The sequence below is a fragment of the Pseudorhodoferax sp. Leaf265 genome (assembly GCF_001422365.1).
Lineage (GTDB): Bacteria > Pseudomonadota > Gammaproteobacteria > Burkholderiales > Burkholderiaceae_C > Pseudorhodoferax.
The window spans coordinates 66,655-91,699 of sequence record NZ_LMMT01000037.1 but is presented as its reverse complement, the minus strand read 5'-3'; the positions used below and the strand labels follow the sequence as shown (position 1 = coordinate 91,699).

Sequence of the window (25,045 nt, the reverse complement as noted above, 5' to 3'; positions counted from 1 at the left end):
ACTACGCCCCGGCCGCGTGGCGGCCGGCGATGTAGCCGAATGTCATGGCCGGTCCCAGGTTGATGCCGCCCGAGGGGTAGCAGCCACCCAGCACGCTGGCCATGTCGGTGCCCACGGCGTACAGGCCGGCGATGGGGGTGCCGCCCGCATCCAGCACGCGCGCACGGGCATCGGTGCGCAGACCGGCGAAGGTGCCGAAGCTGCCAGGCAGCACTTTCACGGCGTAGAACGGGCCTTGCTCGATGGGCGCCACGCAGGGGTTGGGGCCCTGGTGCAGCGCATCGCCCATCCTGCGGTTGTAGGGCGTGGAGCCGCGGCCGAACTCCGGGTCTTCGCCGCGGCGCGCATGCGCGTTGAAGCGCCGCACGGTGTCGGCCAGCCCTTGCGGCGCGATGCCGCAGGCCAGCGCCAGGGCCTCGATGGTGGCGCCGCGCCGCAGGTAGCCGCTGCGCACCGCCGGGCCCACGGGCAGCGGGAAGGGCCGCGCGTGGCCCAGTCCGTACAGGCGCTGGAAGCGGTGGTCGCAGACCAGCCAGGAACAGACCTCCTCGCCCGCAGGCGCCTGCGCCACCATGGCCGCCGTGTAGTCGTGGTAGCCGTCGGCCTCGTTGACGAAGCGCCGGCCGGTGGACAGCACGCCGATCACGCCAGGCTTGCCGCGGTCGATGATGTGCGGGAAGTGCCCGACCGTGCCGTCCGCATGCGGCACGCGCGAGACCGGTGCCCAGGCCACGGGCGAGGCGAGGTCGGTGGCCAGCACGCCGCCCACCGCTTCGCCCAGGCGGATGCCGTCGCCCGCACAGCTCATGGGCGGCAGCGCCAGATGCTCCTGGCCCGTGGGCGTGCGCGGGAACAGCGCCGCGCGGCGCGCGGTGTCGTTCGGGAAGCCGCCGGCTGCGAGCACCACGCCGCGGCGGGCGCGGATCTCGGCGGCGCCGCCCTCCATGGCGACGACGGCGCCGCGCACCGCGCCCTCTTCCAGCAGCAGCCGCTGCGCCGGGGCCGAGGCGATCAGCTGCACCTGGAGATCTTGCGCCGACTTGGCCAGTCGGCCGATCAGCGCCACACCGTTGACGAGGTGCATCGCGCGGCCGTGCAGCGCGAGGTCGCGCAGGTGGCGCACAAAACGACCGGCCACATGAAAGAACGACTTGGCCGAGCGCGTCATGCTCAGGAAGGCACCGAGGTCGGCACCGGCCATGATGGGCATGCCCAGGAACGCCGTCTCGCGCATGGTCGGGCGCAGCCGCTTGTTGAGGGTGCCGAGCGCACGCGCGTCGTAGGGCGCCGCGATCAGCTGGTGGCCGCCCGTCGCCGCGCCGGGCACCTGGCCGTGGATGTCCGGAATGCCGTTGCCGTCCACGAACTGCAGGGCCGTGTGCTGCTCGAAGAAGGCCACCATGGCCGGCGCGCTGTCGAGGAAGGCGTCGATGCGCGCCGCGTCGTAGTGCCGGCCGAGTTCGTTGCGCAGGTAGGTGCGCGGCTGCTGCGGGTCCTCAACGATGCCGGCGCGTTGGGCCAAGGGGTTGCCGGGTACCCACATCCAGCCACCCGACCAGGCCGTGGCGCCACCAAACACCGGGGCCTTTTCGACCACCACGACCTTCAGGCCATGCCAGGCCGCGGTCACTGCGGCGGACAGCCCCGAGGCACCCGAGCCGACGACCAGCAGGTCGCAGTCGATGCGCTTCATTCATCCACCTGCGCCAGCACGCGCCGCGTGGCGGCCAGCGCACGGCGCGCGCGCTCGGTCGCATCGACGGTGCGCGCGAGCGTCTGCGTCGGCACCTCGATGCTGAGCGGGATGCCGGCCGGCACCGCGCGCAACAAGCCCGCAAGGTCGAGTTCGCCCTCGCCCGGGAACAGGCGTTCGGCCCGCGCCTGGGCCAGGATCGCGTCCATGCCGGGCGGGATGGCGGCCGGCACGTCGCAAAACTGCAGGTAGCGCAGCTGCGCGGGCGGCACGGTTGCGATGTCCTCCAGCCGGCTGCGCGAGCGGCTGAAGTGGAAGGGGTCGATCAGCACGCCCGCGTTGGCGCAGCCGCTGCGCGCCACGATGCGCGCCGCCGCGGCCAGGTCCTTGGCTTCGGTCCAGGGCATGAATTCCAGCACCGCGCCCAGGCCGTAGCGGCCCGCCAGTGCGCAGAATGCGGCGAACGCGTCGATCTGGCGCGCGTCGTCGGGATCGTTGCCGGCCACCAGCAGTTCGCGCGCACCCAGCCGCGCCGCGGTGGCGATGGCGGCCTCGTGGTCGGCGACACGCTGGCCTGGCAGCAGTCGGAAGATCTCGGCATCGAGCACCTGCACGCCGGTGTCGGCCAGTGCGGCCTCGAGCTCGCGCAGCAGCGGCGTGTCGCCCACCAGGTCGTACTGCGGCTCGGTGGCGGTGGCGGGAATCAGGCGGATGCCGATGTGGCTGTAGCCGGCGTCGAAGGCGCAGCGCACCATGGCGGGCGGGGTCAGCTCGAGCACCGTGAGGGCGGCGAGCGAAAGCGGGCGGGTCATGCGGATGTCTCCTCGGAAGGCGCCACTCTACTGACGACACTTCGCGCGAACAAGCCGCCAAATGTGGTTCTATGATTCACGAACCGTGAACCTCAACTTCCAGCTCGACGACCTGCGCGTGTTCTGCCTGGCCGCACGCAAGGCCAGCTTCGCCGCCACCGCGACCGAGCTGGGCACCTCGCCCGCCTATGTGAGCAAGCGCATCGCGCTGCTGGAGAAAGCGCTGGGCGTCATGCTGTTCCACCGCGCCGCGCGGCGCGTGACGGTGACCGAGGACGGCGAGCGCGTCTACGCCTCGGCCCAGCAGATCTTCCAGGGCGTGGACCACCTGGGCGAGACCGTGGCCGGCGGCCGGATCGACCCGCGCGGCACGCTGCGCGTGACCACGAGCTTTCGCCTGGGCCGGCGCCACATCGGCCCCCTGCTCTCGCAGCTCGCGCAGCAGCACCCGGCGCTGGACATCACGCTGGATGCGGTGGACCGCCGCGTCGACCTGATCGCCGAGGACGTGGACCTGGACGTGCGCGTGGGCGCCGTCGACGAGCCGCACCTGGTGGCGCACCAGCTCGCAGCCGGCGCGCGCCTGCTCTGCGCCGCGCCGAGCTACCTCGCGCGGCGCGGCGCCCCGGCCAGCGTGGCCGAACTGAGCCGGCACGACTGCCTGGTGCTGCGCGACCGCAACCAGGCCTTCGGCGTCTGGCGCCTGGCCGGCCCGGCCGGTGAGGAGAAGGTCAAGGTCACGGGCCGGCTCGCGTCCAACAACGCCGAGATCGTGCGCGGCTGGGGCATCGACGGCCACGGCATCGTGCTCCAGGCCGACTGGGACCTGCACGAGGACCTGGCCGCCGGCCGGCTCGTGCCCGTGCTGCCCGGCACCACGCAGCCGGCCGACATCTGGGCCGCCAGCACGGTGCGGCTCAGCCATTCGGCCAAGGTGCGGGCCTGCGTGCAGTTCCTGCGCGAGGCGCTCGCGGGCGACGGGCCGTTCGCGTTGCGGCGCGGCGGCCGCTTGCTCTCTGCGTGACAGGCCCGGCCGCTGGCCAGCCCGATACTGGGCCGGCAAGCGAACCAGGAAAGGCACGAACATGCAAGAAGCACCCGCACGCAAAGTCTGCGTCGTCACCGGCTCCTCCTCCGGCATCGGCGCGGCCACCGCGCGGCTCTACGCGTCCCAGGGCTGGAACGTGGCCGTCAACTACTCACGCGATCCGGCGCCAGCCGAAGCGGTCGCACAGCAATGCCGCGCGCTCGGCGCCGACGTGCTGGTCGTCCGGGCCGACGTGTCCGTTGACGCCGACTGCAGGCGGCTGGCCGCCGACGTGCAGGCGCGCTGGGGCCGCACCGACGTGCTGGTCAACAACGCGGGCACCACGCGCTTCGTGCCGCTCAAGGACCTGGACGGCCTGCAGGCCGAGGACTTCCAGCGCATCTACGCGGTCAACGTCATCGGGGCGTACCAGATGACGCGGGCCTTCGTGCCGCTGCTGGAGCAGCACCCCGTCACCGCCGTCGTCAACGTGTCGTCCACCGCCTCGTTCATGGGCGCGGGATCGTCGATCGCCTACATGGCGTCCAAGGGCGGGCTCAACGCGATGACGATCGGCCTGGCGCGTGCGCTGGGGCCGAAGATCCGCGTCAACGCCATCGCGCCGGGCCTGGTCGATTCGCCCTGGCTCAAGAACGGTCTGGGCGAGACGACCTATGCCGCGTCGGTGGAGAGCTACAAGCAGCGCGCCGCGCTGGCCGAGATCATCCAGCCCGAGGACGTGGCCCAGGCGGCCTGGTGGCTCGGCGTGGGCGCGGCCAAGACCACGGGCGAGATCCTGCTGGTCGACGGCGGCGTTCGCCTGACGCGGGCCTGAGCCGCGGCGTTCAGAACGCCTCCCAGTCCGCCTCTGCCGTCGCCTTCTCCTTGGTGGCCTTGGCCTTGGCCGGCAAGGCGCGCGCGGCGGGCGCCGCGGGCGCACGCACGGCGGCCGGCCGCTGCGGGCTGCGCGGCGGCGGCGGCGCCACCATCCGGGGCGCCGGCTCGGGGTGTGCAGGCGCATGCGCGGCCACGCGGAACACCGCCACCGCGCCCGTCATGCGCGCGGCCTGGCTCTTGAGGCTGTCGGCCGCGGCCGCCATCTCCTCCACCAGGGCCGCGTTCTGCTGCGTCACCTGGTCCAGCTGCGAGACCGCCTCGCCGATCTGGCCGATGCCGCTGCTCTGCTCGCGGCTGGCGGCGCTGATCTCGGCGATGAGGTCGTTCACGCGCCGCACCTGGGCCACGATCTCGTCCATGGAACTGCCGGCCTCCGCGACCAGCCTGGCGCCGCTCTCCACGCGGTCGCCGCTCTGCGTGATGAGCTCCTTGATCTCCTTGGCCGCGTCGGCGCTGCGCTGCGCCAGGCTGCGCACCTCGCCGGCCACGACCGCGAAACCGCGGCCCTGCTCGCCCGCGCGCGCTGCTTCGACGGCCGCGTTGAGCGCGAGGATGTTGGTCTGGAAGGCGATGCCGTCGATCACGCCGATGATGTCCGCCACCTTGGAGGAGGACTGCGAGATGCCCTGCATGGTCTGGATCACCTCGGACACCACGCGCCCGCCGGCCTGGGCCGATGTGGAAGCCGACTGCGCCAGCTGCGCGGCCTGCTGCGCCGTGTCGGAGTTCTGCCGGATCGTGGCCGTCAGCTGCTCCATGGAGGCCGCCGTCTGCTCCAGGCTGCTGGCCTGCGCCTCGGTGCGCGAGCTGAGGTCGGAGTTGCCGCTGGCGATCTCGGTGGATCCGGTGGAGATCGAGTCCGAGCTGTCGCGCACCTGGAACACGATGGTGGCCAGCTTCGAGTTCATCTCGCGCAGCGCGGCCAGCAGCACGCCGGTCTCGTCCGTGCTCTGCACCTCGATGACGGAGGTCAGGTCGCCCTGCGCTACCGTCTGCGCCACCTGCACCGCGCGCGCCAGCGGCTCGGTGATGGAGCGTGTCAGCAGCCAGGCCAGCACGGCCCCCAGCGCCACGGCCGCGGCCAGGATGCCGATGACTTCCAGCCGCGCCTGCGAGAAGGCGCCTTGCGACTGCGCATAGGCAGCGTCGCCGCCTTCCACCTGCAGTGCGATCGCCTTGTTGAGCGCCCCCACCAGCGCCGCATAGGCCTTGCCGCTGTCGCCCATGTAGAGCCGGCGCGCTTCTTCCGCCGCCTCGGGCCCCTTGCGCGATGCGGCGAAGGTTTTCTCCAGCGCCACGAAATAGGCCTGCTGCGCGCTCTTGACGTTCGTGGCCAGCGCGCGTTCGGCGCCCTCGCCGACCAGCGGCTCGTAGCGCTGCCAGCTCTTGTCCATCGCCGCCTGCGCGGTCTTGACCGTGCTTTCCTGCGTGGCCATGTCGCTGGCCTGGGTGGCCGAGAGGTGTGCGCCTTCGGCATCGCGGACCACAGCCAGGTCGGTGCGGTAGTCGTCGAGCGCGTCCATCGACACGAGCCAGTTGGTGGCCATGTCCCGGGTTGCGTCGTTGACGGTGCCGAGCCGGTGCAGCGCGAGCACGCCGACCAGGACCGACAGCAGCAGCACGATGCCGAAGCCGACGCCTAGGCGTGGGCCGATGTTCAGGCGGGACAGAAACTTCATGAAAACTTCCAATCGTTTTGTAGTGGAACCCAGCCCTGGCGACCCTGCAACCCTGTGCCCATGAACCCGGCCTGCCAGACGCATCCGGCCGGCCTCCTCCCATGGTCGCCCCAGCCCTCCGGGTGGGGTTCTACCACGCGCAGCCATGGCCGTCACCCGGCCCTGACCCGCGCACGCGGCCGGCCCCCACAGGCGATACGAGCGCGCGGGCGACACGCCTGTAGGCCCGCGACGCCGTGCGCTGGCTGCGCAGGCCTACACCGGCGCGCCGCGCGACTGCGCAGCATGGAGGCTTTCCACCCCCCCACGAAGGATCGACACCATGGCCACGACCAAGACCACCAAGGACGCCTGCGACCTGCTGGACGCCGACCACCGCGCCGTCAAGAAGCTGTTCAAGGAATACGAGGAACTGGCCGGCTCGCGCAGCCGCACCGCCGCCGCGCGCAAGGAAGAGCTGGCGCGCGAGATCTGCATGCAGCTGACGGTGCACGCCCAGATCGAGGAGGAAATCTTCTACCCGGCCCTGCGCGGGGCGATGTCGGCGACCGACTTGCTCGACGAGGCCGAGGTCGAACACCAGAGCGCCAAGGACCTCATCGCGCAGATCCAGACCGGCGCCGACAGCCCCGAGCTGCACGATGCCAAGGTCAAGGTGCTGGGCGAGTACATCGACCACCACGTCAAGGAAGAGCGCAACGAGATCTTTCCCAAGGCCCGCAGCGCGCGCAAGCTGGACCTGGTGGCCATGCGCGAGCAGCTGGAGGCGCGCAAGGCCGAACTGCTCGAGGAGCACATGGCGACTGCGTGAGGCCGCTTGCCAGGCCGCGCGCATGACGCACGCGTCATGCGTGCGTCATGCGTGGAGCTGGTCCTTGGCCTGGTCCAGCAGGTCGACCGCCACGAGGCTGGCGTTGTGACGCACGTGCCAGGCGGCCTCGCTGAGCTTGGCCAGTTGCGGCTCCAGGGCCTTGTCGTCGCAGGCCTCGAGCAGCTGCATGGCGTGCCGGATCGCGACGAGTGCCTGGGCCCGATGGTCGCAGTACAGCTCGACCTGGGCCATCTGCAGGTCATGGCGGGCCTCGCGCTCGGCCTCCGCGTGCGAGGCCGGCGGCGCGCTGGTGTCCAGGTGGCCGTCGTAGCCGCCGGCACCGACGATGGCGCCCAGCAGGACCGAATGGGAAGCGGTGTCGTTGTACATGGTGAACTCCTTTGGAAGGATGGTGTTGCGATGGATCCATGGTGCGCCGTGGGCATTGCGGGCGGGCTACGCCGCGCGCAACGCCGGTTGCATCTGCAACATCTCAGCGCCAGTGGTGGCCGCCCCAGCCCCAGCCGGTGTCGACCTCCACGCCCACGGGCGCGACCCAGGGACGCTGCACCAGCACGGGGGCCGGTGCCATGACCACCGGAGACAGCACGGTGGTGTTGCCGTAGGTCACCGGGGCGGCTGGCACCACCGCATTGGCCGGTGACACGCTCACGTTGAGCGGCACGTGGTCGCCGGGGTCGCTGGCCAGCCGCGTGCTGTAACGCTGGCCGTTGTAGTCGTAGACCACGTCGAAGCCGACCAGCCGGTTCTCCACACGCTGTTCCTGGTGGCAGGTCTGCACGGGCGTCACCACGGTCGGAGCGCCATTGGCCTCCACGTTGTTGCCGGTGATGGCGCCGGCCAGCACGCCCACCCCCGTGGCCAGTGCGCGGCCGCTGCCGTGGCCGATCAGGTTGCCGGCGCCGCCGCCGACCAGTGCGCCGATCAAGGCACCGGCCCCGCTGGGCTGAGCCCGGCTGAGCTGGTCCTGCTGCACACACTGCTGCATGGGAACGGCCACCTGGCTGTACACCGCGGTCTTGGAGACCACGGTGCCATATTCGGTGGCCATGGCGTTACCGGCCAGCAGCGCGGCGGCTGCGGCCAGGGCCTGGATGGCCCGGCGGTTGGACATCTTGCGCATGGCGGATTCCTTTCCTCTGCGTGACGGGCCGGGTGCGCCAAGCGCCAGCGGCTCCGTTGGAAGCCACTGTGCGCGCGCCCGGTTACGCCGCCATGCGGCCCGGCGCCGGGCCGGTTACGTTTGCAACCCAGGCTGCAGCGCCTGCGCCACGGCACGCGCGAGCTCGGCCCGCGCCAGCGGCTTGGCCACCAGCACGCGCACACCGGCCGCGGCCGCGCGCTGCGCCAGCCCGGGGCCGCCGTAGCCGCTGACCAGCACCGCGGGCAGGTCCGGCCGGATGCGGCGCAGCGCCGCCACGAGCTCGGTGCCGCTCAGTCCGGGCATGCGCTCGTCGCTCAGCACGAGGTCGAAGCGCTCGGGCGCGGCCGTGAAGCGCGCCAGCGCCTCGGTGCTGGAGGCCAGGCCGAAGGGCTCGTAGCCCAGGCCGGCCAGCATCTCCTCGGCCAGCGCCACCAGCGCAGGCTCGTCGTCCACCACCAGCACAGCCTGGCCCTGGCCCAGCGGCAGCGCGCCGCCGGCCACCGGGGCCGCGGCGTCGGCCGGCGCATCCAGGCAGGGGAAGTACAGCGTGAAGCAGGCGCCCTCGCCCGGCGTGCTCTGCACGTCGATGGCGCCGCCCAGTTCGGCCGCCACGCCGTGCACCACGGCCAGGCCCAGGCCGGTGCCCTTGCGCGGGCCTTTGGTGGTGTAGAAGGGCTCGAACAGGCGGTCCAGCGCCTCGGGCGCGATGCCGGTGCCGCTGTCCTGCACACGCAGCCGCGCGTAGCGGCCAGGCTGCAGCCGGGACTCGAACAGCGTGCGCGGCACGTCCACGCGCTCCACGTCGAGCAGCACGCGCAGCGCGCCGCCGTCGGGCATTGCCTGCACGCCATTCGTGCACAGGTTCAGCACGGCCTCGTAGACCAGCGTGGGGTCGCCGGCCAGCACTGCGGCGGAGGCCCGCAGGTCCGGCGTCAGCCGCACGCCGGCCGGCAGCGAGGCGGCCAGCAGCTGCAGCACCTCCTCCACCACGGGCTGCAGCGCGAAGCGCTGTGCCACATGCGGCGTGCCGCGGCTGAACGACAGCACGCGCTCGACCAGCGCCTTGCCGCGCTGGCCGGCCTGCAACACCTGGTCGAGCTGGCGTGCCTGGTCCGAGCCCTCGCTTGCGGCCGCGCGCGCCAGTTCACCGTAGCCGACCACCGAGGCCAGGATGTTGTTGAAGTCGTGCGCCACGCCGCCGGCCAGCGTGCCGATGGCCTCGAGCCGGCGCGCGCGCTGCAGCTGGTCCGCAAGCAGGCGTTCGCGCGCGCGGCCCTCCACCTCGTCGCCGACATCGGCCGCCATCCCGGAGAACAGCAGCGGCGCGCCAGCCGCATCGCGCCGGGCATTGCCGCGCAGGCGCACATGGCGCCAGCCGCCGCCGGACTGGCGCATGCGCACCGTGGCGTCGAACAACGGCCGGCGGCCGCGCGCATGGGCTGCCAGCGCGTGGCGCAGCGCGCGCAGGTCGCGCGGATGCACGCGCTCGCGCAGCAGGGCCACGGGATCGGGCGGCACGGCCGCGTCGCGCGCCAGGCCCAGCAGCTCCTTCATGCGCGGCGACAGGTCCACGCGCCCGCTGCGCGCGTCCCACTCCCAGTTGCCTTCCTGCGCGGCCTGGAAGGCGCGCAGCGCGCGCTGCTGCTCGGCCGCCAGCAGTTGCTGCGCCGCCAGCCGCAGCCGCTGCTCGCGCACGTTGCGCACCAGCAGGAACAGCGTGACCGTGAGGGCCGAGGCGCCGAAAGCCGCCACCAGCCAGGCCTGCTCGGCCCAGTCGGCCAGCGCCGGCTGCAAATCGCGCGCCACCACCACCATGAGCGGATGGCCACGCAGGGCCTGCGCGGCCACCAGGCGCTCGCGGCCGTCGGGCAGGCGCACGCGGTGCGGTGCCGGCGCATCCCACAGCACATCGGTCACGCTCGCGGGCAACAGCTGGGACGGATCCTCGCCGGGCCCGTCGGAGACCAGCACGCGGTCGCTGCGGTAGATCGCCAGGCTGGTGTCGGCGGCCGGCGCGATGCGGCGGAAGTCGCCGTCCAGCACCTCGGGGTCGGCCAGCAGCACCACCGCACCGAGGAAGCCGCCGTCGGCGCCATTCCAGGGCATGGCCACACCCACCAGTGGCCGCCCATCGCGCAGGCTGGCGAACGGCGTGCCGACGAAGGTCCGGTCGGCCAGCCCCTGTTCGGCGGCGCGGAAGAAGTCCAGCCCGGCCAGCGAGCCGGTCGGCGGCGGCCCGGGCACCGAGCTGGCCAGGATGTGGCCCGTCGCATCGGCGATCGCCAGCGCCCGGAACTGCGGCAGCGCCGCCATGCGCGTGTGCAGCAGGTTCTGGGCGGCTTCGGTGCCGGGACGGATCAGGCCTTCGGCCAGCTCGGTGCGGGTGGCACGCAGCGTGGACTCGGCCACGTCCAGGCCGGCGTCGGCCTGCGTCGCCATGGCGGCGGCCAGCGAGCCCAGGCGGCGCAGCTCGCCATCCAGCGACTGCTGGCGCAGCACCCACAGGCCCCAGGCCACGGCCAGCAGGATCAGCGCCTCCACCAGCAGCACGGCGGTGACGCCGCGCAGGTGCGCGCGGTCGGGGCCGGGCGGTGGCGCGGCTATAGTGGAATCGTCCATTGCATCGAGCCCATCGGAAGCCCCAAGTATGTCCGCCACGCCCCCGCCGGCCGCACCCGCCGGCCACATCCTGGTCGTCGACGACGACCCCGCCGTGCGCGAACTGCTGCTGGAGTACCTGGCCGCCAACGAGCTGCGCGTCTCGGCCGTGGCCAGCGGCGCGGCCATGCTGGAGCTGCTGGAGCGCGAGGCCATCGACCTCGTGCTGCTGGACCTCAAGATGCCCGGCGAGGACGGCATGCAGCTGGCCCGCGCGCTGCGCGAGCGCGCCGGCATTCCCATCGTGCTGCTGACCGGCAAGGCCGAGGAAGCCGACCGCGTGATGGGCCTGGAACTCGGCGCCGACGACTACGTGACCAAGCCCTTCAGCCCGCGCGAGCTGCTGGCGCGCATCCGCGCCGTGCTGCGCCGCTACCACGTCCAGACCGAACTGGCTGGCCGCGACGACAAGCGCCGCGCCTACCGCTTCGCGGGCTGGGAGTTCAACCTGCGCACGCGCAAGCTCGGCCATGCGGACGGCCGCCGGCTGGACCTCAGCAACAACGAGTTCAGCCTGTTGGCGGCCTTTTGCAGCGCGCCGCAGCGCGTGCTGAGCCGCGACCAGCTGCTGCAGCTCTCGCGCCTGCACAACGCCGAGGTCTACGACCGCACGGTGGACGTGCAGGTGCTGCGGCTGCGCCGCAAGATCGAAGCCGATCCGTTCACGCCGCAGCTGATCCTGACCGAGCGCGGCGCGGGCTACCTGTTCAACGCGAACGTCGAGACGCTGTACTAGCGTCCGGGCGTGCCGGTCAGTTTTCCACGGCGCTGGCACGCCACCCGCAGGACACAAAACCGGCACGCAAGCCGCTGCTCCCAAAGCCGCGGAGCAGGCCACGCCAGCGGACGCGGCGCTACGGGCTCTGCCTGGGCGCTCGCGGCGCCCCCTTGAGGGGGATGGGAGCTCTACACGCAGTGAGAAGTCCAAACGGGTGGTTCATCTCAACGGCACAGCGCGCGCAGCAACTTCGCCAGCCTGGTGACGGCCATCTCCAGTTCGTGCGGTGCGTGGGCGGCGAATCCCATGAGCAGGCCTGGTTCGTGGCGGCCCGGCGCATGCAAGGGCGTCAGCCCGAGCAGGTCGATGCCGGCCCGCCGTGCCGATTCGACCGCCTCGTGTTCGGGGATGTCGCGGACGAACACGCAAGGCATCTGCATCCCCCCGGCCGGCACCCGCGGCTCCACGTAGTCGGCCAGATGCTGGCGCACCAGCCGCGCCAGTACGTCGCGCCGCTCGGCGTAGACGGCGCGCATCGTGCGCACGTGGGCGCCGAAGTGCCCGCCCTCGATGAAACGCGCCAGCGTGAGTTGCGGAACCGGCGCGCTGTGCCCGTCCATCAGGGTGCGGGCCGTGGTCATGGGCGCGACCAGCGCCTCGGGCAGCACCATGTAGCCGATGCGCACGCCGGGGAACAGCGACTTGGTGAAGGTGCCGATGTAGACCGTGCGCTCGTGCGGGTCCAGCCCCTGCACGCAGGCGGTGGGCTTGCCCTCGTAGTGGAACTCGCTGTCGTAGTCGTCCTCGATGATCCAGCCCTGGTGCCGGCGGGCCCATGCAATGACGGCCAGGCGCCGGTCCAGCGCCAGGGTGGCCCCGGTGGGGAACTGGTGCGAAGGCGTGAGGAACACGGCACGGGCCGCCTCGCCAGGCGCCTGCGCCGCCCGTTGCAGGTGCTCAACCAGGATGCCGTCGGCATCCATCGGCAACGGCACGCAGGCCAGACCCGCGGCGTCGAAGGCCTTGCGCGCCCCGTGGTAGACGGGGTCTTCGATGAAGATGCGCTCACCGGCGTCGAGCAGCACCGTGGCACACAGGGTCATGGCCTGCTGGGCGCTGGTCAGCACCAGGACCCGTTCGGGCGTGGCACGCGCACCCCGTTCGAGATTGACGTAGTCGGCGATGGCGCGGCGCAAGGGCGCCATGCCCTGCGGCGGGCTGGGCAGCAGTGCCAGCGTGCCGTACTCCCTCAGCACCTGGCGCTGCAGGCGCTCCCAGGTCTGCAGCGGAAAGCTGCGGGTCTCCGGCACGCCGGGCGCGAAGGGGCGGGGCTGCAGGAAGTCTCGGACACCGCCGCCCTGCAGCACGGCCTGGCCGCGCTGGCTCAAACGCAGGGCCGGCTGGAGGCCCGCTCCCGTGTGCCGGGGCCTGCCACGCCCGGGCAGTTGCTGCGCGCGCTCCGATACGAAGCTGCCACTGCCCACCCGCCGTTCGATGAAGCCCTCGGCGTGCAGCTGGCCGTAGGCCGACTCCACCGTGTCACGGGACACCCCCAGCGATTTCGCCAGCGCACGCGACGCAGGCAAAGGGCGGCCCGCCGCGAGCGCGCCATCCACGATCAACTGGCGGATGGCCCGCTGCACCCGCACATGCAGCGGCAAGCTGCGGTGCGCGGGGTCGCCGAGCCAGGCCTTGACGGATTCCAGTTGGGCGTGCTTGAACAATTGGCCGGCATCTCATCGAAAAAGTGGCAGGGGGCATCATGCCATTGGAAGGCTATCGTCCCACTGCCCTTCCCTTTCCCAGCCAAGCCATGCCGTCCGTCCCCTCACCCTCACCCATCCGCTGGAGCGATCTCACCCATCCCGTCGTCGCCGGCCTCATCTCGGTCATCGTCAACTACGGCGGCACCTTCATCCTGGTGTTCCAGGCCGCCAAGGCGGCGGGCCTGAGCCCGGCGCTGACCGCCTCCTGGGTGTGGTCGATTTCCATCGGCGTGGGTGTGACGGGGCTGGCCCTGAGCTGGATCTCACGCGAACCCATCATCACCGCCTGGTCGACGCCGGCGGCGGCGTTCCTGGTCACGGCCCTGGCGACCACACCCTATGCCGAAGCCGTGGGCGCCTACATCGTCTCGGCAGCCGCCTTCGTGGTGCTGGGGCTGTCGGGCTGGTTCGAGCGCGTCATCCGCATGGTTCCGCCGGGCGTGGCGGCCGGCCTGCTGGCAGGCATCCTGCTGCAGTTCGGCGTCAAGGCCTTCGGCGGCATGAACGTCGACCCGCTCCTGGCCGGGCTGCTCGTCCTGGCCTACGTGGTGCTCAGGCGCTGCGCGGCCCGCTACGCGGTGGTGGGCATCCTGGTGCTGGGGCTGGCCTTCCTGCTCGCGCAGGACCGCGTCGACCTGTCCGGATTGCGGCTGGAGCTGGCCGGCCCGGTGCTCACCCTGCCCGCGTTCTCGCTGAATGCCTTGCTGAGCGTGGCGCTGCCGCTGTTCCTCATCACCCTGACCGGCCAGTACATGCCGGGCATGCTGGTGCTGCGCAACGACGGCTTTCGCACCAGCGCCAACCCGATCGTGGCTGCCACCGGTCTGGGCTCGCTGCTGATGGCGCCGTTCGGTGCGCACGCCTTCAACATCGCGGCCATCACCGCCGCCATCTGCACGGGCCGGGACGCACACGAGGACCCTTCCAAACGCTGGATTGCGGGCGTGGCCGCAGGGGCGCTGTACATCCTGGTCGGCGTGTTCGGGGTGACGCTGGCGGCCGTCTTCATGGCCTTCCCCGCGACCTTCATCACCACGCTGGCAGGCCTGGCACTGCTGGGCACCATGGGCGGCAGCCTCGCCAACGCCATGGCCGATGCCAGGACCCGGGAAGCCTCGCTGATCGCCTTCCTGGCGGCCGCCGCCAACATCACCATGCTGGGCATCGGCGGCGCGTTCTGGGGGCTGGTGGCAGGGCTGGTGGCGCATGCCGTGCTCAACGGCCGCCTGCCACCGCCTGCGGCCGCATCCGCCCACGCGTCCCTGCCTCTCGGCAAGCGGTGAACGCGCCGGGCCATGGCGCCGGGCCTTCGCCACGGCGCCTAAACGTCCCAGTTCCCTCCCAGGCCACCGGCGTCGGCGTCCGTCGCATCGTCCCAGCTGCCACCCCCATCACGGATGCCGAAGTCCGGATCGCCCCAACCATCTGCGGTGGGCGCGGCCTGCGCCAGCGGCGCGGCGTAGGGCACGCACACGGGCGCGGATGCCGTCTCATGGCCGAACAGGCGGCGGCCCAGTTCCTGTCCCGCCACGGCCGCTGCACCGGCGGCCAGCCCACCGGCCACGCCGGCCGCCACCTGCGACCCCCAGCCCGGGCCGACCGGCGCCGGCGCAGCCGGTGCACCACCCCAAGGCACCACACCATCGGGCTGCGCGGGGCCACGCGGCCAGGCCATGGACGGGCCGGCGGCGGCCATGGGTGCCATGGCCGGCCCCTGGGGTGCCGGGCGCGGCCGATTGGCGCGTGTCAGCAGCCAGCCCAGCAAGGCGCCGAAGCCCACGGCCAATGCCAGGCCCCAGGCCAGGGGCCGGCCACGGCCGGTCTCGGCCGCCTCGGCGGCCGGCATGGTCAGCGGGCTGCGGCTGGCGGCCGGCACGGGCGGCTGGTCGAGCACCCGGCGCAGATGCTGCAGCGACTGGTCCTGCACGAAGGGCAGACCGGGCGCCAGCCGCTCGGCAGTGGCCAGCTCGGTGCGTGCCGGGCCCAGGCGGCCCTGCTGGGCCAGCAGGTCCGCTTCGACATAGTGGGCCTTGGCGCTGTTCGGGTGGTCGCGCAGCACCGGGTCCATCAACTGCAAGGCCTGCTCCACATGGCCGTTGTGGGCCGCCTGGTAGACCTGGTCCAGGCTGGCGTCGGCGGCCAGCGCCGGGCCGGCCAACGCCGCCATGCAGGCCAGCGTCAGCAGCAGGCGGGCGCCGCGGCGTGAGAAGGTGGTGGTGGGTTCGGGCATGCACGTCTCCTGCAAGCGGCAGGACCGGCGGCCCTGCCATGGACGCACTGTGGGGCGCACGCGCTGCAACGCCGTTGCAGCGCCGGCGGCTTCGATGACATTTGCAACGCAGCGCGTCAGGCGGACGGCAGCCAGGCCTCGCGCGCACGGTCGTGGCTGTCGACGTGGCGCCGCACTGGCTGCGCCCCGCTGGCAGGTATGACAGCGGCTGGCGCGGCAGGTGCCTCCCGCTTCCACAGCTGCAGCGGGCAGCGTGCGGAATTGTGGCCCTCGCGGCCGCAGGCGATGCAGTGCATGGTGGTCTCCTGTGACGCGCCTGAGCTTGCGCCTGCAGCGGCCCTGCGCGCCAGCGCCAATGGCCGATCTTCGCGTCGGCAGCCGCGCACCGGTGCGCAGGCCGATGCGCACAGCCTGTCGGACGCGGTGCCGCCGCGTCCATCACACAAATCGATGGCCGTGCATCAGCAATCCGTATTTCCGTGATGGCCGGCGTTCTGGGACAGTGCCCGCAGCGCAGCGCCCCGCGCCGCCCCCCCAGGAGACAAGCCCTTGACCGCCCCAGCCCCCCGCCCCGTGACCAACGTGGCCGCCCTCGTCGCCCGCAGCGCGCAGCGCCACGCCACGCGCCGCGCCATCGTGACGCCCGAACGCAGCCTCAGCTACGCCGAACTCGACGCGCGTGCCAACCGCCTGGCCAACGCCTTGCTGGGCCTGGGCCTCGCGCGCGGCGACCGCGTCGGCATCTACCTGCCCAACTGCGCCGAGATCGTCGAGGCCGAGCTGGCCTGCTACAAGGCCGCGCTGGTCAAGGCGCCCTACAACGCGCGGCTGTCGCCCGCCGAGGTCGGCGCCACCGTGGACAACAGCGAAGCCAGCCTGGTCATCACGACGGCCGCGCGCGCCGAGGCTTTCCGTCCGCACGTGCGCGGCGCCATGCCGCGCCTGCTGCTGCTCGACGGCCCGGCCGGCGCCGACTACGAAGCCTTGCTGGCCCGCGCCAGCGACCGCTTCGAGGCCGTGCCCGTGCACGCCGACGAGCTGGCCGTGCTGCACTACACCTCGGGCTCCTCGGGTGTGCTCAAGGCCGCGATGCAGACCTTCGGCAACCGGCTCGCGCAGCTGCGCAAGTTCCTGATGCGGCCGGACACCACGCGGCCGGAGCACATCCTGGGCCTGGTCGGCCCGATCACGCACGCCTCGGGCATGCAACTGGTGCCGGCGCTGTGCAGCGGCACCACCATCCGGCTGTTCAGCGGCTTCGAACCGGGCCGCTTCCTGGCCGACATGCGGGCCGAGCGCGTGACCCACACCTTCCTCGTGCCGACCATGGTCAACATGCTGCTGGCCGAGCTCGAGGGCCAGTACCGCCCGCTGCCCGACCTGCAGCGCCTGGGCTACGGCGCCGCGCCCATGGCACCGGCGCGCATCCTGCGCGCGATGGACGTGTTCGGCCCCGTGCTGTCGCAGGGCTATGGCGCGGGCGAGACCACCTCGGGCGTCTGCGGCCTCACGGTGGAAGACCACCTGCACGCCCGCGCCGCGCGGCCCGAGCGCCTGGCCTCGTGCGGCCGGCCGCTGCTGGAGTGCGATGTGCAGATCCTGGACGACGCAGGTCAGCCCGTCGCGCTGGGCGAGATCGGCGAGATCGTGGTCGGCGGCGAGGACGTGTTCGCCGGCTACTGGCGCGCGCCCGAACTCACGGCCGAGGTGCTCAAGGACGGCCGCTACCACACGGGCGACCTCGCCCGGCTGGACGAGGAAGGCTTCGTCTACATCGTCGACCGCAAGAAGGACATGGTCATCAGCGGCGGCTTCAATGTGTACCCCTCCGAGGTCGAGGCCGTGCTGTACCAGCATGCGGCCGTGGCCGAGGCCTGCGTGTTCGCCGTGCCCGACGACAAGTGGGGCGAGTCCGTGGCCGCCCACGTGGTGCTGCGGCCCGGCCAGGCCGCCGATGCGCGCGCGCTGGACGCCTTCTGCGCCGAGCGGCTGGCCGGCTTCAAGCGACCGCGCCACCTGGAGTTCGTCGCCGCCCTGGAGAAGAACAGCAACGGCAAGGTGGCGCGCAAAGCCATTCAGGCCCCTTATTGGGCCAACCACAGCCGCAAGGTGAACTGAACCATGACCGCCCCACCCAAACCCCTGTTCGACAGCCCCTTCGAAGGCAGCGCACGCGCCGCCGACATCATCGCGCGCGTGCAGGACTTCCTGCACGGCGAACTGGCCGCGCTGGCCCGCGCCCACGGCATCGACCACGAGCACGGCGCCGAGCGCGCGCTGCTGCAGCAGGTCTGGCGCCGCTCGCATGCGCTGGGCTTCTACGGCATGACGCTGCCCGAGCCCATGGGCGGGCTCGGCCTGTCGGTGCTCGACCATGTGCTGGTCAAGGAGGCCATCTACGCCAGCGGCTCGCCGTTCGCGCCGCACGTGTTCGGCGAACTCAGCGGCCCGCCGCGCGTGGGCGCGCTGGCGCGCCAGGCCACGCCCGAGCAGATGGCGCGGTTCATCGTGCCCGTGGCCCAGGCCGAGATGGCGATCTGCTTCGCGCTGACCGAGGCCGAGGCCGGCTCGGACGCCGGCGCCGTGCAGACGCGCGCCGTGCTGCAGGGCGAGCACTATCTCGTCAACGGCCGCAAGCGCTTCATCTCGGGCTCGCCCTTCGCCGACGCGGCCGTGCTGCTGGCCTCCACTGCCGCCGAGGGCGCGGCCGAGCGCGAGGTCACGGCCTTCTTCATCGACCTGCGCAGCGAAGGCGTGCGCGTGGAATCGGGCTACAAGACCATGGCCGGCCAGAGCAGCACGGGCGACATCGTGCTCAAGGACTGCCGCGTGCCGCTGGCCCACCGCATCGGCGAGCCCGGCCGCGGCCTGGCGCTGGCGCTGGGCCGCATCAGCGTGAACCGGCTGCTGCACTGCCCGGCCATGCTGGGCCTGGCGCAGCTGGCGCTGCGCGACGCGCGCGACCACGCGCTGCAGCGCCGCCAGTTCGGCCGCAGCATCGCGCAGTTCCAGGCGATCCAGCACATGCTGGCCGAGATGGCGACCGAGCTGGCCGCGGCGCGCGCGCTGATGCTGGGCACGGCCCGCGCGCTGGACGCCGGCGGCGCGGCGCGCGCCGAGACCTCGATGGCCAAGCTGTTCTGCTCGGAGACCGCATTCCGCGTGGCCGACCGCGCCGTGCAGATCCACGGCGGCGAGGGCATCGTGCAGGGCCGGCGCGTGGAGTTCCTGTTCCGCATGCTGCGCATGTACCGCGTGCTGACGGGCACCAGCGAGATCCAGAAGAACACCATCGCCAAGGAGCTGCTCGAATCCGCCTGAGCAGCGCCTGCCGAAGAACACCGGAGACAGACAGATGACGACACCATTCCACCCGCAACGCCGCGCCCTGCTGGGCGCCGGCCTGGCCGCGGCCTTCGCGCCCTTCGCGCACGCCACCGAGCCCTACCCCAGCCGCCCCATCAAATGGCTGCTGCCCTACCTGGCCGCCACCGGCCCGGACAACACCGCCCGCATCCTGGCCGAGGCCGTGGGCCCGCTGCTGGGCCAGCCCGTGGTGATCGAAAACAAGGGTGGCGCGGCCGGCAACATCGGCGCGCGGCTGGCGGCCAAGGCACCGGCCGACGGCTACACCTGGGTCTACTCGGCCGCGCCCATGGCGGCGAACATGCGCATGTACAAGCAGCCGGGCTTCGACGCGCTGAAGGACTTCCGCCACGTGATGCGGCTCACGAGTTCGGACATCGTGCTCATCGTGCATGCCGATTCGGGCATCGACAGCGTGCAGGCGCTGGCGGCCCGGCTGCGCGCGGCGCCGGGCAAACTCGAATACGCCTCGGGCGGCGTGGGCACGCCCTCGCACCTGGGCATGGAACTGCTGCTCAGCGCGCTCGATGCACGCGCGCTGCACGTGCCCTACAAGGGCGCCTCCGAACTCGTCAACGCGGTGCTGGGCAAGCAGGTGGTGTTCGGCACGCCCATCCTGTCCGTGCCCTACCAGCAGATCAAGGCCGGCCAGCTGCGCGCGCTGGCCGTGGCCGGTCCGCGCCGCAATCCCATGCTGCCGCAGGTGCCCACGCTGGCCGAGGCCGGCGTGCCCGGCGTCGAGCTCGTGTCCTGGGGCGGCGTGTCAGTGCCGGCCGGCACGCCGGACGCGGTGGTCGAGCGCATCCGCGCCGCCTTCCGCACCGCGCTGCAGCAGCCGCGCGTGGTCGAGGCCCTGCAGGCGCAGGGCGGCGGCGTGGACATGCTGGACGGCGAGGACTATGTGCGCGGCTTCACGCGCGAGATGGCGTTCACCGAGGCGATGATGAAGCGCGTGGGGCTCGCGCCGATGTGAGTGCGGCGCGCGCAGGCCGTACAGTCGGCCCCACCGTGGAACTGCGAACCCTGCGCTACTTCATCGCCGTGCTCGAAGCCGGCAGCCTCTCGCGTGCGGCCAGCACGCTGTACGTGGCCCAGCCGGCGCTGACGGCCCAGATCCGCAAGCTCGAGGAAGATCTCGGCGCCCAGCTGTTCGAACGCTCGCACGCGGGCATGACGCCCACGCCGGCCGGGCTGCAGCTCTACCAGGATGCGCGCCGGCTGCTGTCCGACGCCGCCGCCGTGCGCGAGCGCGTGCGCAGCCTGCCGCAGGGCCCCGAGGGCTCGGTGACCGTGGCCCTGCCCTTCCTGCTCGCCTCGCTGCTCATGGGCCCGGTGCTGACCGCACTCAAGGCCACGCACCCCCGCATCCGCGTGTTCGTGCTCGACGACCTGAGCCTGATGGTGAGGAAAGCCATGCTGGACCGGCGCGCCGACATCGGCATCCTGGTCGACACCGCCCAGGTCGACGGCCTGCGCTGCCGACCGTTCGCGCGCGAGGCCATGTACTTCTGCGGCCACGACGCCGACGGCCGCGTGGCCCCGCTGCTGCAACGCGGCGCGCCGCGCGGCGGCCATCCGCGCATCGCGTTCGCCGATGCGGCGGTCCAGCCACTGGTGCTGCAGTCGCGCCGCTTCTCGATCCGCCAGCGTGTGGAGGACACCGCCGCCAGCCAGGACGTGGTGCTCAACATTGCGCACGAGCACGATTCCGCGCGCGTGATCCGCTCGCTCTACGCAAGCGGCGCCGGCTTCACGTTCACGCCCGCCTGTGCCCTGCCCGACGCCGGCCGCCGCAGCACGCCCTGGCTGGTCGCGCGCGTGGTGCAGCCCGAACTGCAGCGCAGCTACAGCCTTGCGACCGCCGCCGACCGGCCGCTCGACGCGGCCGCGGCCGTGGTGGCCCAGTCCCTGGGCGAAGCTGCCCGCACGCTGATCGCGAGCGGGCGCTGGGAAGCGCAATGGCTGGGCGAGGGCCCGCCCGAAGCCGCGGAGCGCCGCCCGAAGCCGCGGCGCGCCAGCCGCTAGGCCGAACACGCCCGGCCGGCCTCAGGGCAGCGTGGCCTGCAGCAGCTGGTCGTCGGAGATCAGCACCAGGCGCTTGACGCCCGTGGCCACCAGTGCGCCGGTGCCGCCCAGCGTCGGGCTGCTGCCGAGCGTGACGCCCTGGCCACGCGGGATCAGTGTCGTGAAGTCGCCAGTGGCCGGGTCCACGCGCGCCAGATCGCCCGCGCCGGTGATGGCGTAGAGCGTGCCCGCCGGGTCGACGGCGATGCGGTAAGCCAGGCCGGCGAAGCTGCTGACGCTGCCGTCCGCTGCGATGCGGCGCAGCGTTGCGGCGGTATTGCTGCGGCTGCCGTCGAGCACCCACAGCGCGCCGTCGGGCGTGCGCGCCAGGCCCAGCGGTCCGCTGAAGCGCGCGCTGGCGGCCGGCCCGTCGGCGGTGCCCGACTGCCCCAGCGCGCCCGCGTAGGTGCTCACGTTGCCCGCGGCATCGATGCGCCGAATGGCACGGTTCTCCTGGTCGGCGGCGAACAGCTCGCCGCCCGCGCCGGTCACCAGCGCCACGACCGTGGAAAAGCGTGCCGCCGCGCCGCTGCCGTCGGCGGCACCGTACTGCGGCGGCGGCGCGCTCTGGCTCGGAACGGAGTCGTAGGCCGCGCCGGCCAGCGGTGCCGTGGTGTTGGCGGCGTCGACACGGCGGATGTTGTAGGCGTCGAAGAAAAAGATGTTGCCCGCGGCGTCGACGGTCGGCGCGATGGCGGCATTGAGCAGTGCTGCGCTGCCGGTCCCGTCGACGTTCCAGCGGTTGCCCGGCAAGCCGACCAGGGGAGTGACGCTGCCATCGGGGGCGATGCGCCGCAGCACGCTGTTGGCCTGGCTCAGGACCAGGCTGCCGTCGGGCGCGGCGGCCAGGGGTGCGAAGCCGAAGGTGGTGCTGCGCAGCGTCATCTGCGCCAGCACGCCGGTGCCACCGCGCGCCTGCGGCGCCACGGCGTAGGCGCTGGCCATGGCGATCGTGGTGACGAGGCCGCTGGCGTCCACCCGGCGGACCGCACCGGCGGTGTTGTCGGTCAGGATGAAGCTGCCATCGCCCACCACGGCCACGCCGCCGCGGAACCGGTCCAGCCGCGACTGGCCTGGCGGGCCGTCGACCAAGCCCGGGTAAGAGGAGGATGGGCCGTTGTACTCGGCCGCCGTGGGCCGGGACCCGGCCACCGTGGTGACGACGGCCGTGCCGGTGTCGATGGCGCGCAGCAGGCCGATGCCGTCGCGCAGGTACAGCGTGTTGCCGCTCAGGGCCAGGAACCCGGTCGTCGGCAGGCCAGCCGCCAGGCCGGTGCCGTCGGCGTTGTCATCGCCCTGCACGGGGCCCTTGCCGGCGAAGGTGTCGACCTGGCCGGCACCGGCGCCGCTGCGCGCGATGCGGCGCACGCGACCGAACTCGCTCACGTACACGGTGCCGTCGGCCGCCGCGGCGACGCCCGTCGGCACGGCGAACTGCGCGCTGGCGGCCGGCCCGTCGACCGAGCCGAAGCCGCCGTTGCCGGCATAGGTGGAGACGGCGCCCGCCAGGCTCACGCGCCGGATGCGGGCGTTGCCGCTGTCCGCCACGTAGAGGTCGCCATCGGCGCCCAGGGCGATGCCCACCGGGGCGGAAAAGCGCGCGGCGCTGCCCGCGCCATCGGCCATGCCGGCCACACCGGCCCCACCGGCGAGCGTCGTCACCACGCCCGCGGGCGTGATGCGGCGGACCGTGTGGCCAAGCTCTTCGGTCACGTAGAGGTTGCCGTCGCTGTCCGCGGCAATGCCCATCGGGTGGTCGAAGCGCGCGGCAGTGCCGGTGCCGTCCGTGGTCGAGCGCGGTGCGGCGCTGTCGCTCTCGCCGGCGATCAGCGTGATGGACGAGAGGTCGGCCGCCAGGCGGCGCACGGTGTTGCCCGAGACAAAGGCGAAGCTGCCCGAGGGTTCGCGCACGATGCCGCGCGACATGCCGATGTCGGCCTGGTCGCGCAGCCCGTTGACGGCCAGCGGCGCCAGCAGCGGCCCTGCCAGCGGTGGCGCGGCCTCGACGGTGAGCGCCGCCACGTCGCTGGTCGTGCTGTCGCCGCCGCAGGACAGCACGGCGCGGAACTGCGCCCCATTGTCGGCCAGGGCCGTGTTCAGGCTGTAGCTGGTCGCGGTGGCGCCGGCGATGGCGGCGAAGTCGCCGGCCGCGCCGTTGTTGCGCTGCCACTGCGTGCCCAGCGTGCCGCTGCTGCAGCTGGCCGCCACGCTGAAGCTGGCCGGCGCACCCGCCGTGACGGTGACCGGCTGCGGCTGCTGTGCGATGGTCGGTGCCGGCGGTGTCGCGGGCGGGGTCACCGGAGGCGTGACCACGGGCGGCGTGGTGCCCGGGTCGCCCGCTGGCGCGGTGTCGTCACCACCACCGCAGGCGGACAGGGCCAGCACGGCGACGCCCAGGACCAGGCTCACGCGCTGGCGCAGCGCGGGCGTGAACAACATCGACAACAGGTGCATGGGGAACGGCTCCAGTTCAGAACGCATGGGCACATCGGCGAGCCGCCGTGCCGCGTGGGCCCGTGCAACCGGGCGTCCGCACTGTAGGCAGCAGGGGGTGCGCCGCACATCCCGCCGAGGCGGTACGGTGCCGGCGGCGCGACCGCGCTGTCACGCCAAGGCGGGAGCGGCCCGCCACGGGCCGGACCGTTCGCGCATGTCGATATGCTGCCGCTTCGCACGTCGTGGGAGCGGGATGCGCCGGATCGCGCGTTCCGCCCCCACCACGCCACAACAAAAGGATTCACGCCATGGCCACGTCAGGCACGATCAAAGGCCCCGCCTCCTACTTCCCGTCGATCGAGAGCAAGTACGGGCAGCCCATCAGCCACTGGATGGCGCTGCTGCGCACGGCGGAGCCACGCAAGCACATGGAGTACGTCGCCTGGCTGAAAGCCGAGCATGGCCTGGGCCACGGGCATGCGAACGCACTCGTGGCGGCGTTTCTGGCCGAGCGCCCGTAGCGGCCGTAGCGGGCGCTCAGGCCACCGTGGCCGGCAGCGCGCCCGCGGCCCCGGCGTGCGCCCGCCGCAGCAAGCCCAGCAGCGCCAGCCCGAGCAGTACCGCCGTGGGCGGCTCGGGCACCTCGGCCGGCGGTGCGTCGCTGGCGGCCAGGTAGAGATCGGAGACGCCGTTGCCATCGGTGACGCGCAGGCCCAGCAGGAAGCGCCCGTCCTGCCAGGCCTGCAGCAGATCGGCCAACACGCCGTCCAGGCCCAGCGCCAACTGCAGCGTGGGCCGGACATCGGGATCGTCGTACGCGAAGCCGAAGGCGAAGTCGGGCGCGATGCCGGCGCTGCCGGCCGGCAGCGCGACGCCCTGCCCCGGCGTCCCGCCGACGGGCTCCAGCGCCACCGTGGCGCCGACCTCCTGCAGGGCCTGTCGCATCGCGGCCGCCTCGTCGCGGCCCGCGTTGGCCAGCAGCACGGATGGCGCCTCGTCCACCAGCTTCTTGGCCTCCGTCAGGCCGAGGTTCGTCAGGTCACGGACCACCTTGATGACGTTGAGCTTGCTGGCGCCGACGCTGGTCAGCACCACGTCGTAGCCCGTCGGGGCTGCGCCCGGCATGGTCACGCCCAGGTTCGCGCCGGCGGGGACCGAGGGGTCGGGGTAGCTGTTCAGCCTCACCTGTGCGCCGACGCTTTCCAGGGCCTGCTGGAGCTGCGCGTGGCCCGCGGACGTGCTGCCCGTGCGGATCACGCTGGGCGCGTTGTCCACCAGGTTCTTCGCAGCGGCCAGCGGGATGGCCAGGGCGTCCGACAAGGCCTTGATCACGGCGATCTTGTTGGCGCCGGGGCTGGCCAGCACCACCTCGTGGACCTGGGTCTCGGACAGCCGCACCAGCGGGCCGCCGGAGATGCTGTCGCGTGCGACGGCGCCCGTGTCGTCCTGCACATACAGGCCCGTGATCCTGGCCCCCGGGTCCGCCGCGGTGAACAGCTGCAGCAAGGCCTGGCTGGCGCCGCTGCCGGGATGCAACGCGGCCGTGAAACGGCCCGCAGCCGCGCCCGTGCCGTTGTCCGTGGCCTTCTCGAACACGATGGGCGCGGCCTGCGCCGCAGACCACGGACCGCCGAGCAACAGCCCGCAACACACCGCCCAGGCCACCGCAGCGGCACGCACACAGCTTCTGACCATCGCCAGCCTCCAGCAAGGGAACTCCCGT

Annotated in this window: 21 protein-coding genes; 10 read left to right on the top strand and 11 right to left on the bottom strand. The window is 72.7% G+C overall.

The window, feature by feature from the left end:
* Nucleotide 1: 1 nt before the first annotated feature.
* Both ASF45_RS25915 and ASF45_RS25910 read right to left on the bottom strand, forming a co-directional pair.
* A complete protein-coding gene (locus ASF45_RS25915) occupies nt 2-1,693 on the bottom strand; it encodes an FAD-dependent oxidoreductase (RefSeq protein WP_056670282.1) in 1,692 nt (563 codons plus the stop codon).
* On the bottom strand, nt 1,690-2,505 hold the full coding sequence (locus ASF45_RS25910) for a sugar phosphate isomerase/epimerase (protein ID WP_056670279.1): 816 nt from the start codon (nt 2,503-2,505) through the stop codon (nt 1,690-1,692). Before ASF45_RS25910 ends, ASF45_RS25915 begins: the two co-directional genes overlap by 4 nt.
* Before the next feature lie 85 nt (nt 2,506-2,590).
* On the opposite strand from ASF45_RS25910, the gene ASF45_RS25905 reads away from it, so the two are divergent.
* Nucleotides 2,591-3,529 carry a LysR family transcriptional regulator gene (locus ASF45_RS25905; protein ID WP_369802168.1) on the top strand — a complete coding sequence of 313 codons (939 nt, stop codon included), beginning with the start codon at nt 2,591-2,593 and terminating at the stop codon, nt 3,527-3,529.
* Between the two features lie 61 nt (nt 3,530-3,590).
* Nucleotides 3,591-4,367, top strand: coding sequence for an SDR family NAD(P)-dependent oxidoreductase (locus ASF45_RS25900; RefSeq protein WP_056670273.1), 777 nt, complete (start codon nt 3,591-3,593; stop codon nt 4,365-4,367).
* Nucleotides 4,368-4,377: 10 nt separating this feature from the next.
* Here the strand turns inward: ASF45_RS25900 and ASF45_RS36980 are convergent, their stop codons facing one another.
* Entirely contained in the window at nt 4,378-6,108 is a 1,731-nt protein-coding gene (locus ASF45_RS36980) for a methyl-accepting chemotaxis protein (protein WP_056670270.1), read from the bottom strand.
* 322 nt (nt 6,109-6,430) lie between these two features.
* On the opposite strand from ASF45_RS36980, the gene ASF45_RS25890 reads away from it, so the two are divergent.
* Nucleotides 6,431-6,919, top strand: coding sequence for a hemerythrin domain-containing protein (locus tag ASF45_RS25890; protein WP_056670267.1), 489 nt, complete (start codon nt 6,431-6,433; stop codon nt 6,917-6,919).
* A 45-nt stretch (nt 6,920-6,964) separates the two neighbouring features.
* Here the strand turns inward: ASF45_RS25890 and ASF45_RS25885 are convergent, their stop codons facing one another.
* The 3 genes from ASF45_RS25885 to ASF45_RS25875 all read right to left on the bottom strand — a co-directional run bounded on the left by ASF45_RS25885 (nt 6,965) and on the right by ASF45_RS25875 (nt 10,703).
* Nucleotides 6,965-7,309 (bottom strand): hypothetical protein, encoded by a 345-nt coding sequence (locus ASF45_RS25885; protein WP_056670264.1) that lies wholly within the window; start codon nt 7,307-7,309, stop codon nt 6,965-6,967.
* Between the two features lie 103 nt (nt 7,310-7,412).
* Nucleotides 7,413-8,063 (bottom strand): glycine zipper 2TM domain-containing protein, encoded by a 651-nt coding sequence (locus ASF45_RS25880; RefSeq protein ID WP_056670261.1) that lies wholly within the window; start codon nt 8,061-8,063, stop codon nt 7,413-7,415.
* 114 nt (nt 8,064-8,177) lie between these two features.
* A complete protein-coding gene (locus tag ASF45_RS25875; protein WP_056670258.1) occupies nt 8,178-10,703 on the bottom strand; it encodes an ATP-binding protein in 2,526 nt (841 codons plus the stop codon).
* 28 nt (nt 10,704-10,731) lie between these two features.
* Between ASF45_RS25875 and ASF45_RS25870 the strand changes: the two genes are divergently transcribed.
* Nucleotides 10,732-11,478 (top strand): response regulator, encoded by a 747-nt coding sequence (locus ASF45_RS25870; RefSeq protein WP_056670255.1) that lies wholly within the window; start codon nt 10,732-10,734, stop codon nt 11,476-11,478.
* Between the two features lie 206 nt (nt 11,479-11,684).
* Here ASF45_RS25870 and ASF45_RS25865 read toward each other — a convergent pair whose 3' ends face one another.
* The gene (locus ASF45_RS25865; protein WP_056670251.1) at nt 11,685-13,184 is read right to left on the bottom strand and encodes a PLP-dependent aminotransferase family protein; all 1,500 of its coding nucleotides are present in this window, start codon (nt 13,182-13,184) and stop codon (nt 11,685-11,687) included.
* A gap of 89 nt (nt 13,185-13,273) precedes the next feature.
* Between ASF45_RS25865 and ASF45_RS25860 the strand changes: the two genes are divergently transcribed.
* Entirely contained in the window at nt 13,274-14,509 is a 1,236-nt protein-coding gene (locus ASF45_RS25860) for a benzoate/H(+) symporter BenE family transporter (protein ID WP_056670248.1), read from the top strand.
* A 38-nt stretch (nt 14,510-14,547) separates the two neighbouring features.
* Here the strand turns inward: ASF45_RS25860 and ASF45_RS25855 are convergent, their stop codons facing one another.
* Both ASF45_RS25855 and ASF45_RS25850 read right to left on the bottom strand, forming a co-directional pair.
* On the bottom strand, nt 14,548-15,456 hold the full coding sequence (locus ASF45_RS25855) for a tetratricopeptide repeat protein (RefSeq protein ID WP_056670243.1): 909 nt from the start codon (nt 15,454-15,456) through the stop codon (nt 14,548-14,550).
* Nucleotides 15,457-15,572: 116 nt separating this feature from the next.
* A complete protein-coding gene (locus ASF45_RS25850) occupies nt 15,573-15,752 on the bottom strand; it encodes a hypothetical protein (RefSeq protein WP_056670240.1) in 180 nt (59 codons plus the stop codon).
* A 253-nt stretch (nt 15,753-16,005) separates the two neighbouring features.
* Between ASF45_RS25850 and ASF45_RS25845 the strand changes: the two genes are divergently transcribed.
* The 4 genes from ASF45_RS25845 to ASF45_RS25830 are packed head-to-tail and all read left to right on the top strand — an operon-like array spanning nt 16,006 to nt 20,847.
* Nucleotides 16,006-17,574 (top strand): AMP-binding protein, encoded by a 1,569-nt coding sequence (locus tag ASF45_RS25845; RefSeq protein ID WP_056670234.1) that lies wholly within the window; start codon nt 16,006-16,008, stop codon nt 17,572-17,574.
* A 3-nt stretch (nt 17,575-17,577) separates the two neighbouring features.
* The gene (locus ASF45_RS25840; RefSeq protein WP_056670230.1) at nt 17,578-18,777 is read left to right on the top strand and encodes an acyl-CoA dehydrogenase family protein; all 1,200 of its coding nucleotides are present in this window, start codon (nt 17,578-17,580) and stop codon (nt 18,775-18,777) included.
* Nucleotides 18,778-18,811: 34 nt separating this feature from the next.
* Nucleotides 18,812-19,795: a tripartite tricarboxylate transporter substrate binding protein gene (locus tag ASF45_RS25835; protein WP_056670228.1), complete on the top strand. Its 984-nt coding sequence runs from the start codon at nt 18,812-18,814 to the stop codon at nt 19,793-19,795.
* Nucleotides 19,796-19,830: 35 nt separating this feature from the next.
* The gene (locus ASF45_RS25830; RefSeq protein ID WP_056670225.1) at nt 19,831-20,847 is read left to right on the top strand and encodes a LysR family transcriptional regulator; all 1,017 of its coding nucleotides are present in this window, start codon (nt 19,831-19,833) and stop codon (nt 20,845-20,847) included.
* A gap of 21 nt (nt 20,848-20,868) precedes the next feature.
* Here the strand turns inward: ASF45_RS25830 and ASF45_RS25825 are convergent, their stop codons facing one another.
* Nucleotides 20,869-23,367: a hypothetical protein gene (locus ASF45_RS25825; RefSeq protein ID WP_082551279.1), complete on the bottom strand. Its 2,499-nt coding sequence runs from the start codon at nt 23,365-23,367 to the stop codon at nt 20,869-20,871.
* 263 nt (nt 23,368-23,630) lie between these two features.
* Between ASF45_RS25825 and ASF45_RS25820 the strand changes: the two genes are divergently transcribed.
* Nucleotides 23,631-23,843 (top strand): DUF4287 domain-containing protein, encoded by a 213-nt coding sequence (locus tag ASF45_RS25820; RefSeq protein WP_056670218.1) that lies wholly within the window; start codon nt 23,631-23,633, stop codon nt 23,841-23,843.
* 16 nt (nt 23,844-23,859) lie between these two features.
* Here the strand turns inward: ASF45_RS25820 and ASF45_RS25815 are convergent, their stop codons facing one another.
* Nucleotides 23,860-25,017, bottom strand: coding sequence for a ribosomal protein L7/L12 (locus ASF45_RS25815; RefSeq protein WP_162244058.1), 1,158 nt, complete (start codon nt 25,015-25,017; stop codon nt 23,860-23,862).
* Nucleotides 25,018-25,045 lie beyond the last annotated feature (28 nt).

Excerpts from the sequence above, each read along its gene's own strand:
- ASF45_RS25915 (WP_056670282.1), bottom strand. The coding sequence starts at position 1,693 with ATGAAGCGCATCGACTGCGACCTGCTGGTCGTCGGCTCGGGTGCCTCG.
- ASF45_RS25910 (WP_056670279.1), bottom strand. The coding sequence starts at position 2,505 with ATGACCCGCCCGCTTTCGCTCGCCGCCCTCACGGTGCTCGAGCTGACC.
- ASF45_RS25900 (WP_056670273.1), top strand. The coding sequence starts at position 3,591 with ATGCAAGAAGCACCCGCACGCAAAGTCTGCGTCGTCACCGGCTCCTCC.
- ASF45_RS36980 (WP_056670270.1), bottom strand. The coding sequence starts at position 6,108 with ATGAAGTTTCTGTCCCGCCTGAACATCGGCCCACGCCTAGGCGTCGGC.
- ASF45_RS25890 (WP_056670267.1), top strand. The coding sequence starts at position 6,431 with ATGGCCACGACCAAGACCACCAAGGACGCCTGCGACCTGCTGGACGCC.
- ASF45_RS25885 (WP_056670264.1), bottom strand. The coding sequence starts at position 7,309 with ATGTACAACGACACCGCTTCCCATTCGGTCCTGCTGGGCGCCATCGTC.
- ASF45_RS25880 (WP_056670261.1), bottom strand. The coding sequence starts at position 8,063 with ATGCGCAAGATGTCCAACCGCCGGGCCATCCAGGCCCTGGCCGCAGCC.
- ASF45_RS25875 (WP_056670258.1), bottom strand. The coding sequence starts at position 10,703 with ATGGACGATTCCACTATAGCCGCGCCACCGCCCGGCCCCGACCGCGCG.
- ASF45_RS25870 (WP_056670255.1), top strand. The coding sequence starts at position 10,732 with ATGTCCGCCACGCCCCCGCCGGCCGCACCCGCCGGCCACATCCTGGTC.
- ASF45_RS25860 (WP_056670248.1), top strand. The coding sequence starts at position 13,274 with ATGCCGTCCGTCCCCTCACCCTCACCCATCCGCTGGAGCGATCTCACC.
- ASF45_RS25855 (WP_056670243.1), bottom strand. The coding sequence starts at position 15,456 with ATGCCCGAACCCACCACCACCTTCTCACGCCGCGGCGCCCGCCTGCTG.
- ASF45_RS25850 (WP_056670240.1), bottom strand. The coding sequence starts at position 15,752 with ATGCACTGCATCGCCTGCGGCCGCGAGGGCCACAATTCCGCACGCTGC.
- ASF45_RS25840 (WP_056670230.1), top strand. The coding sequence starts at position 17,578 with ATGACCGCCCCACCCAAACCCCTGTTCGACAGCCCCTTCGAAGGCAGC.
- ASF45_RS25835 (WP_056670228.1), top strand. The coding sequence starts at position 18,812 with ATGACGACACCATTCCACCCGCAACGCCGCGCCCTGCTGGGCGCCGGC.
- ASF45_RS25825 (WP_082551279.1), bottom strand. The coding sequence starts at position 23,367 with ATGCGTTCTGAACTGGAGCCGTTCCCCATGCACCTGTTGTCGATGTTG.
- ASF45_RS25820 (WP_056670218.1), top strand. The coding sequence starts at position 23,631 with ATGGCCACGTCAGGCACGATCAAAGGCCCCGCCTCCTACTTCCCGTCG.
- ASF45_RS25815 (WP_162244058.1), bottom strand. The coding sequence starts at position 25,017 with ATGGTCAGAAGCTGTGTGCGTGCCGCTGCGGTGGCCTGGGCGGTGTGT.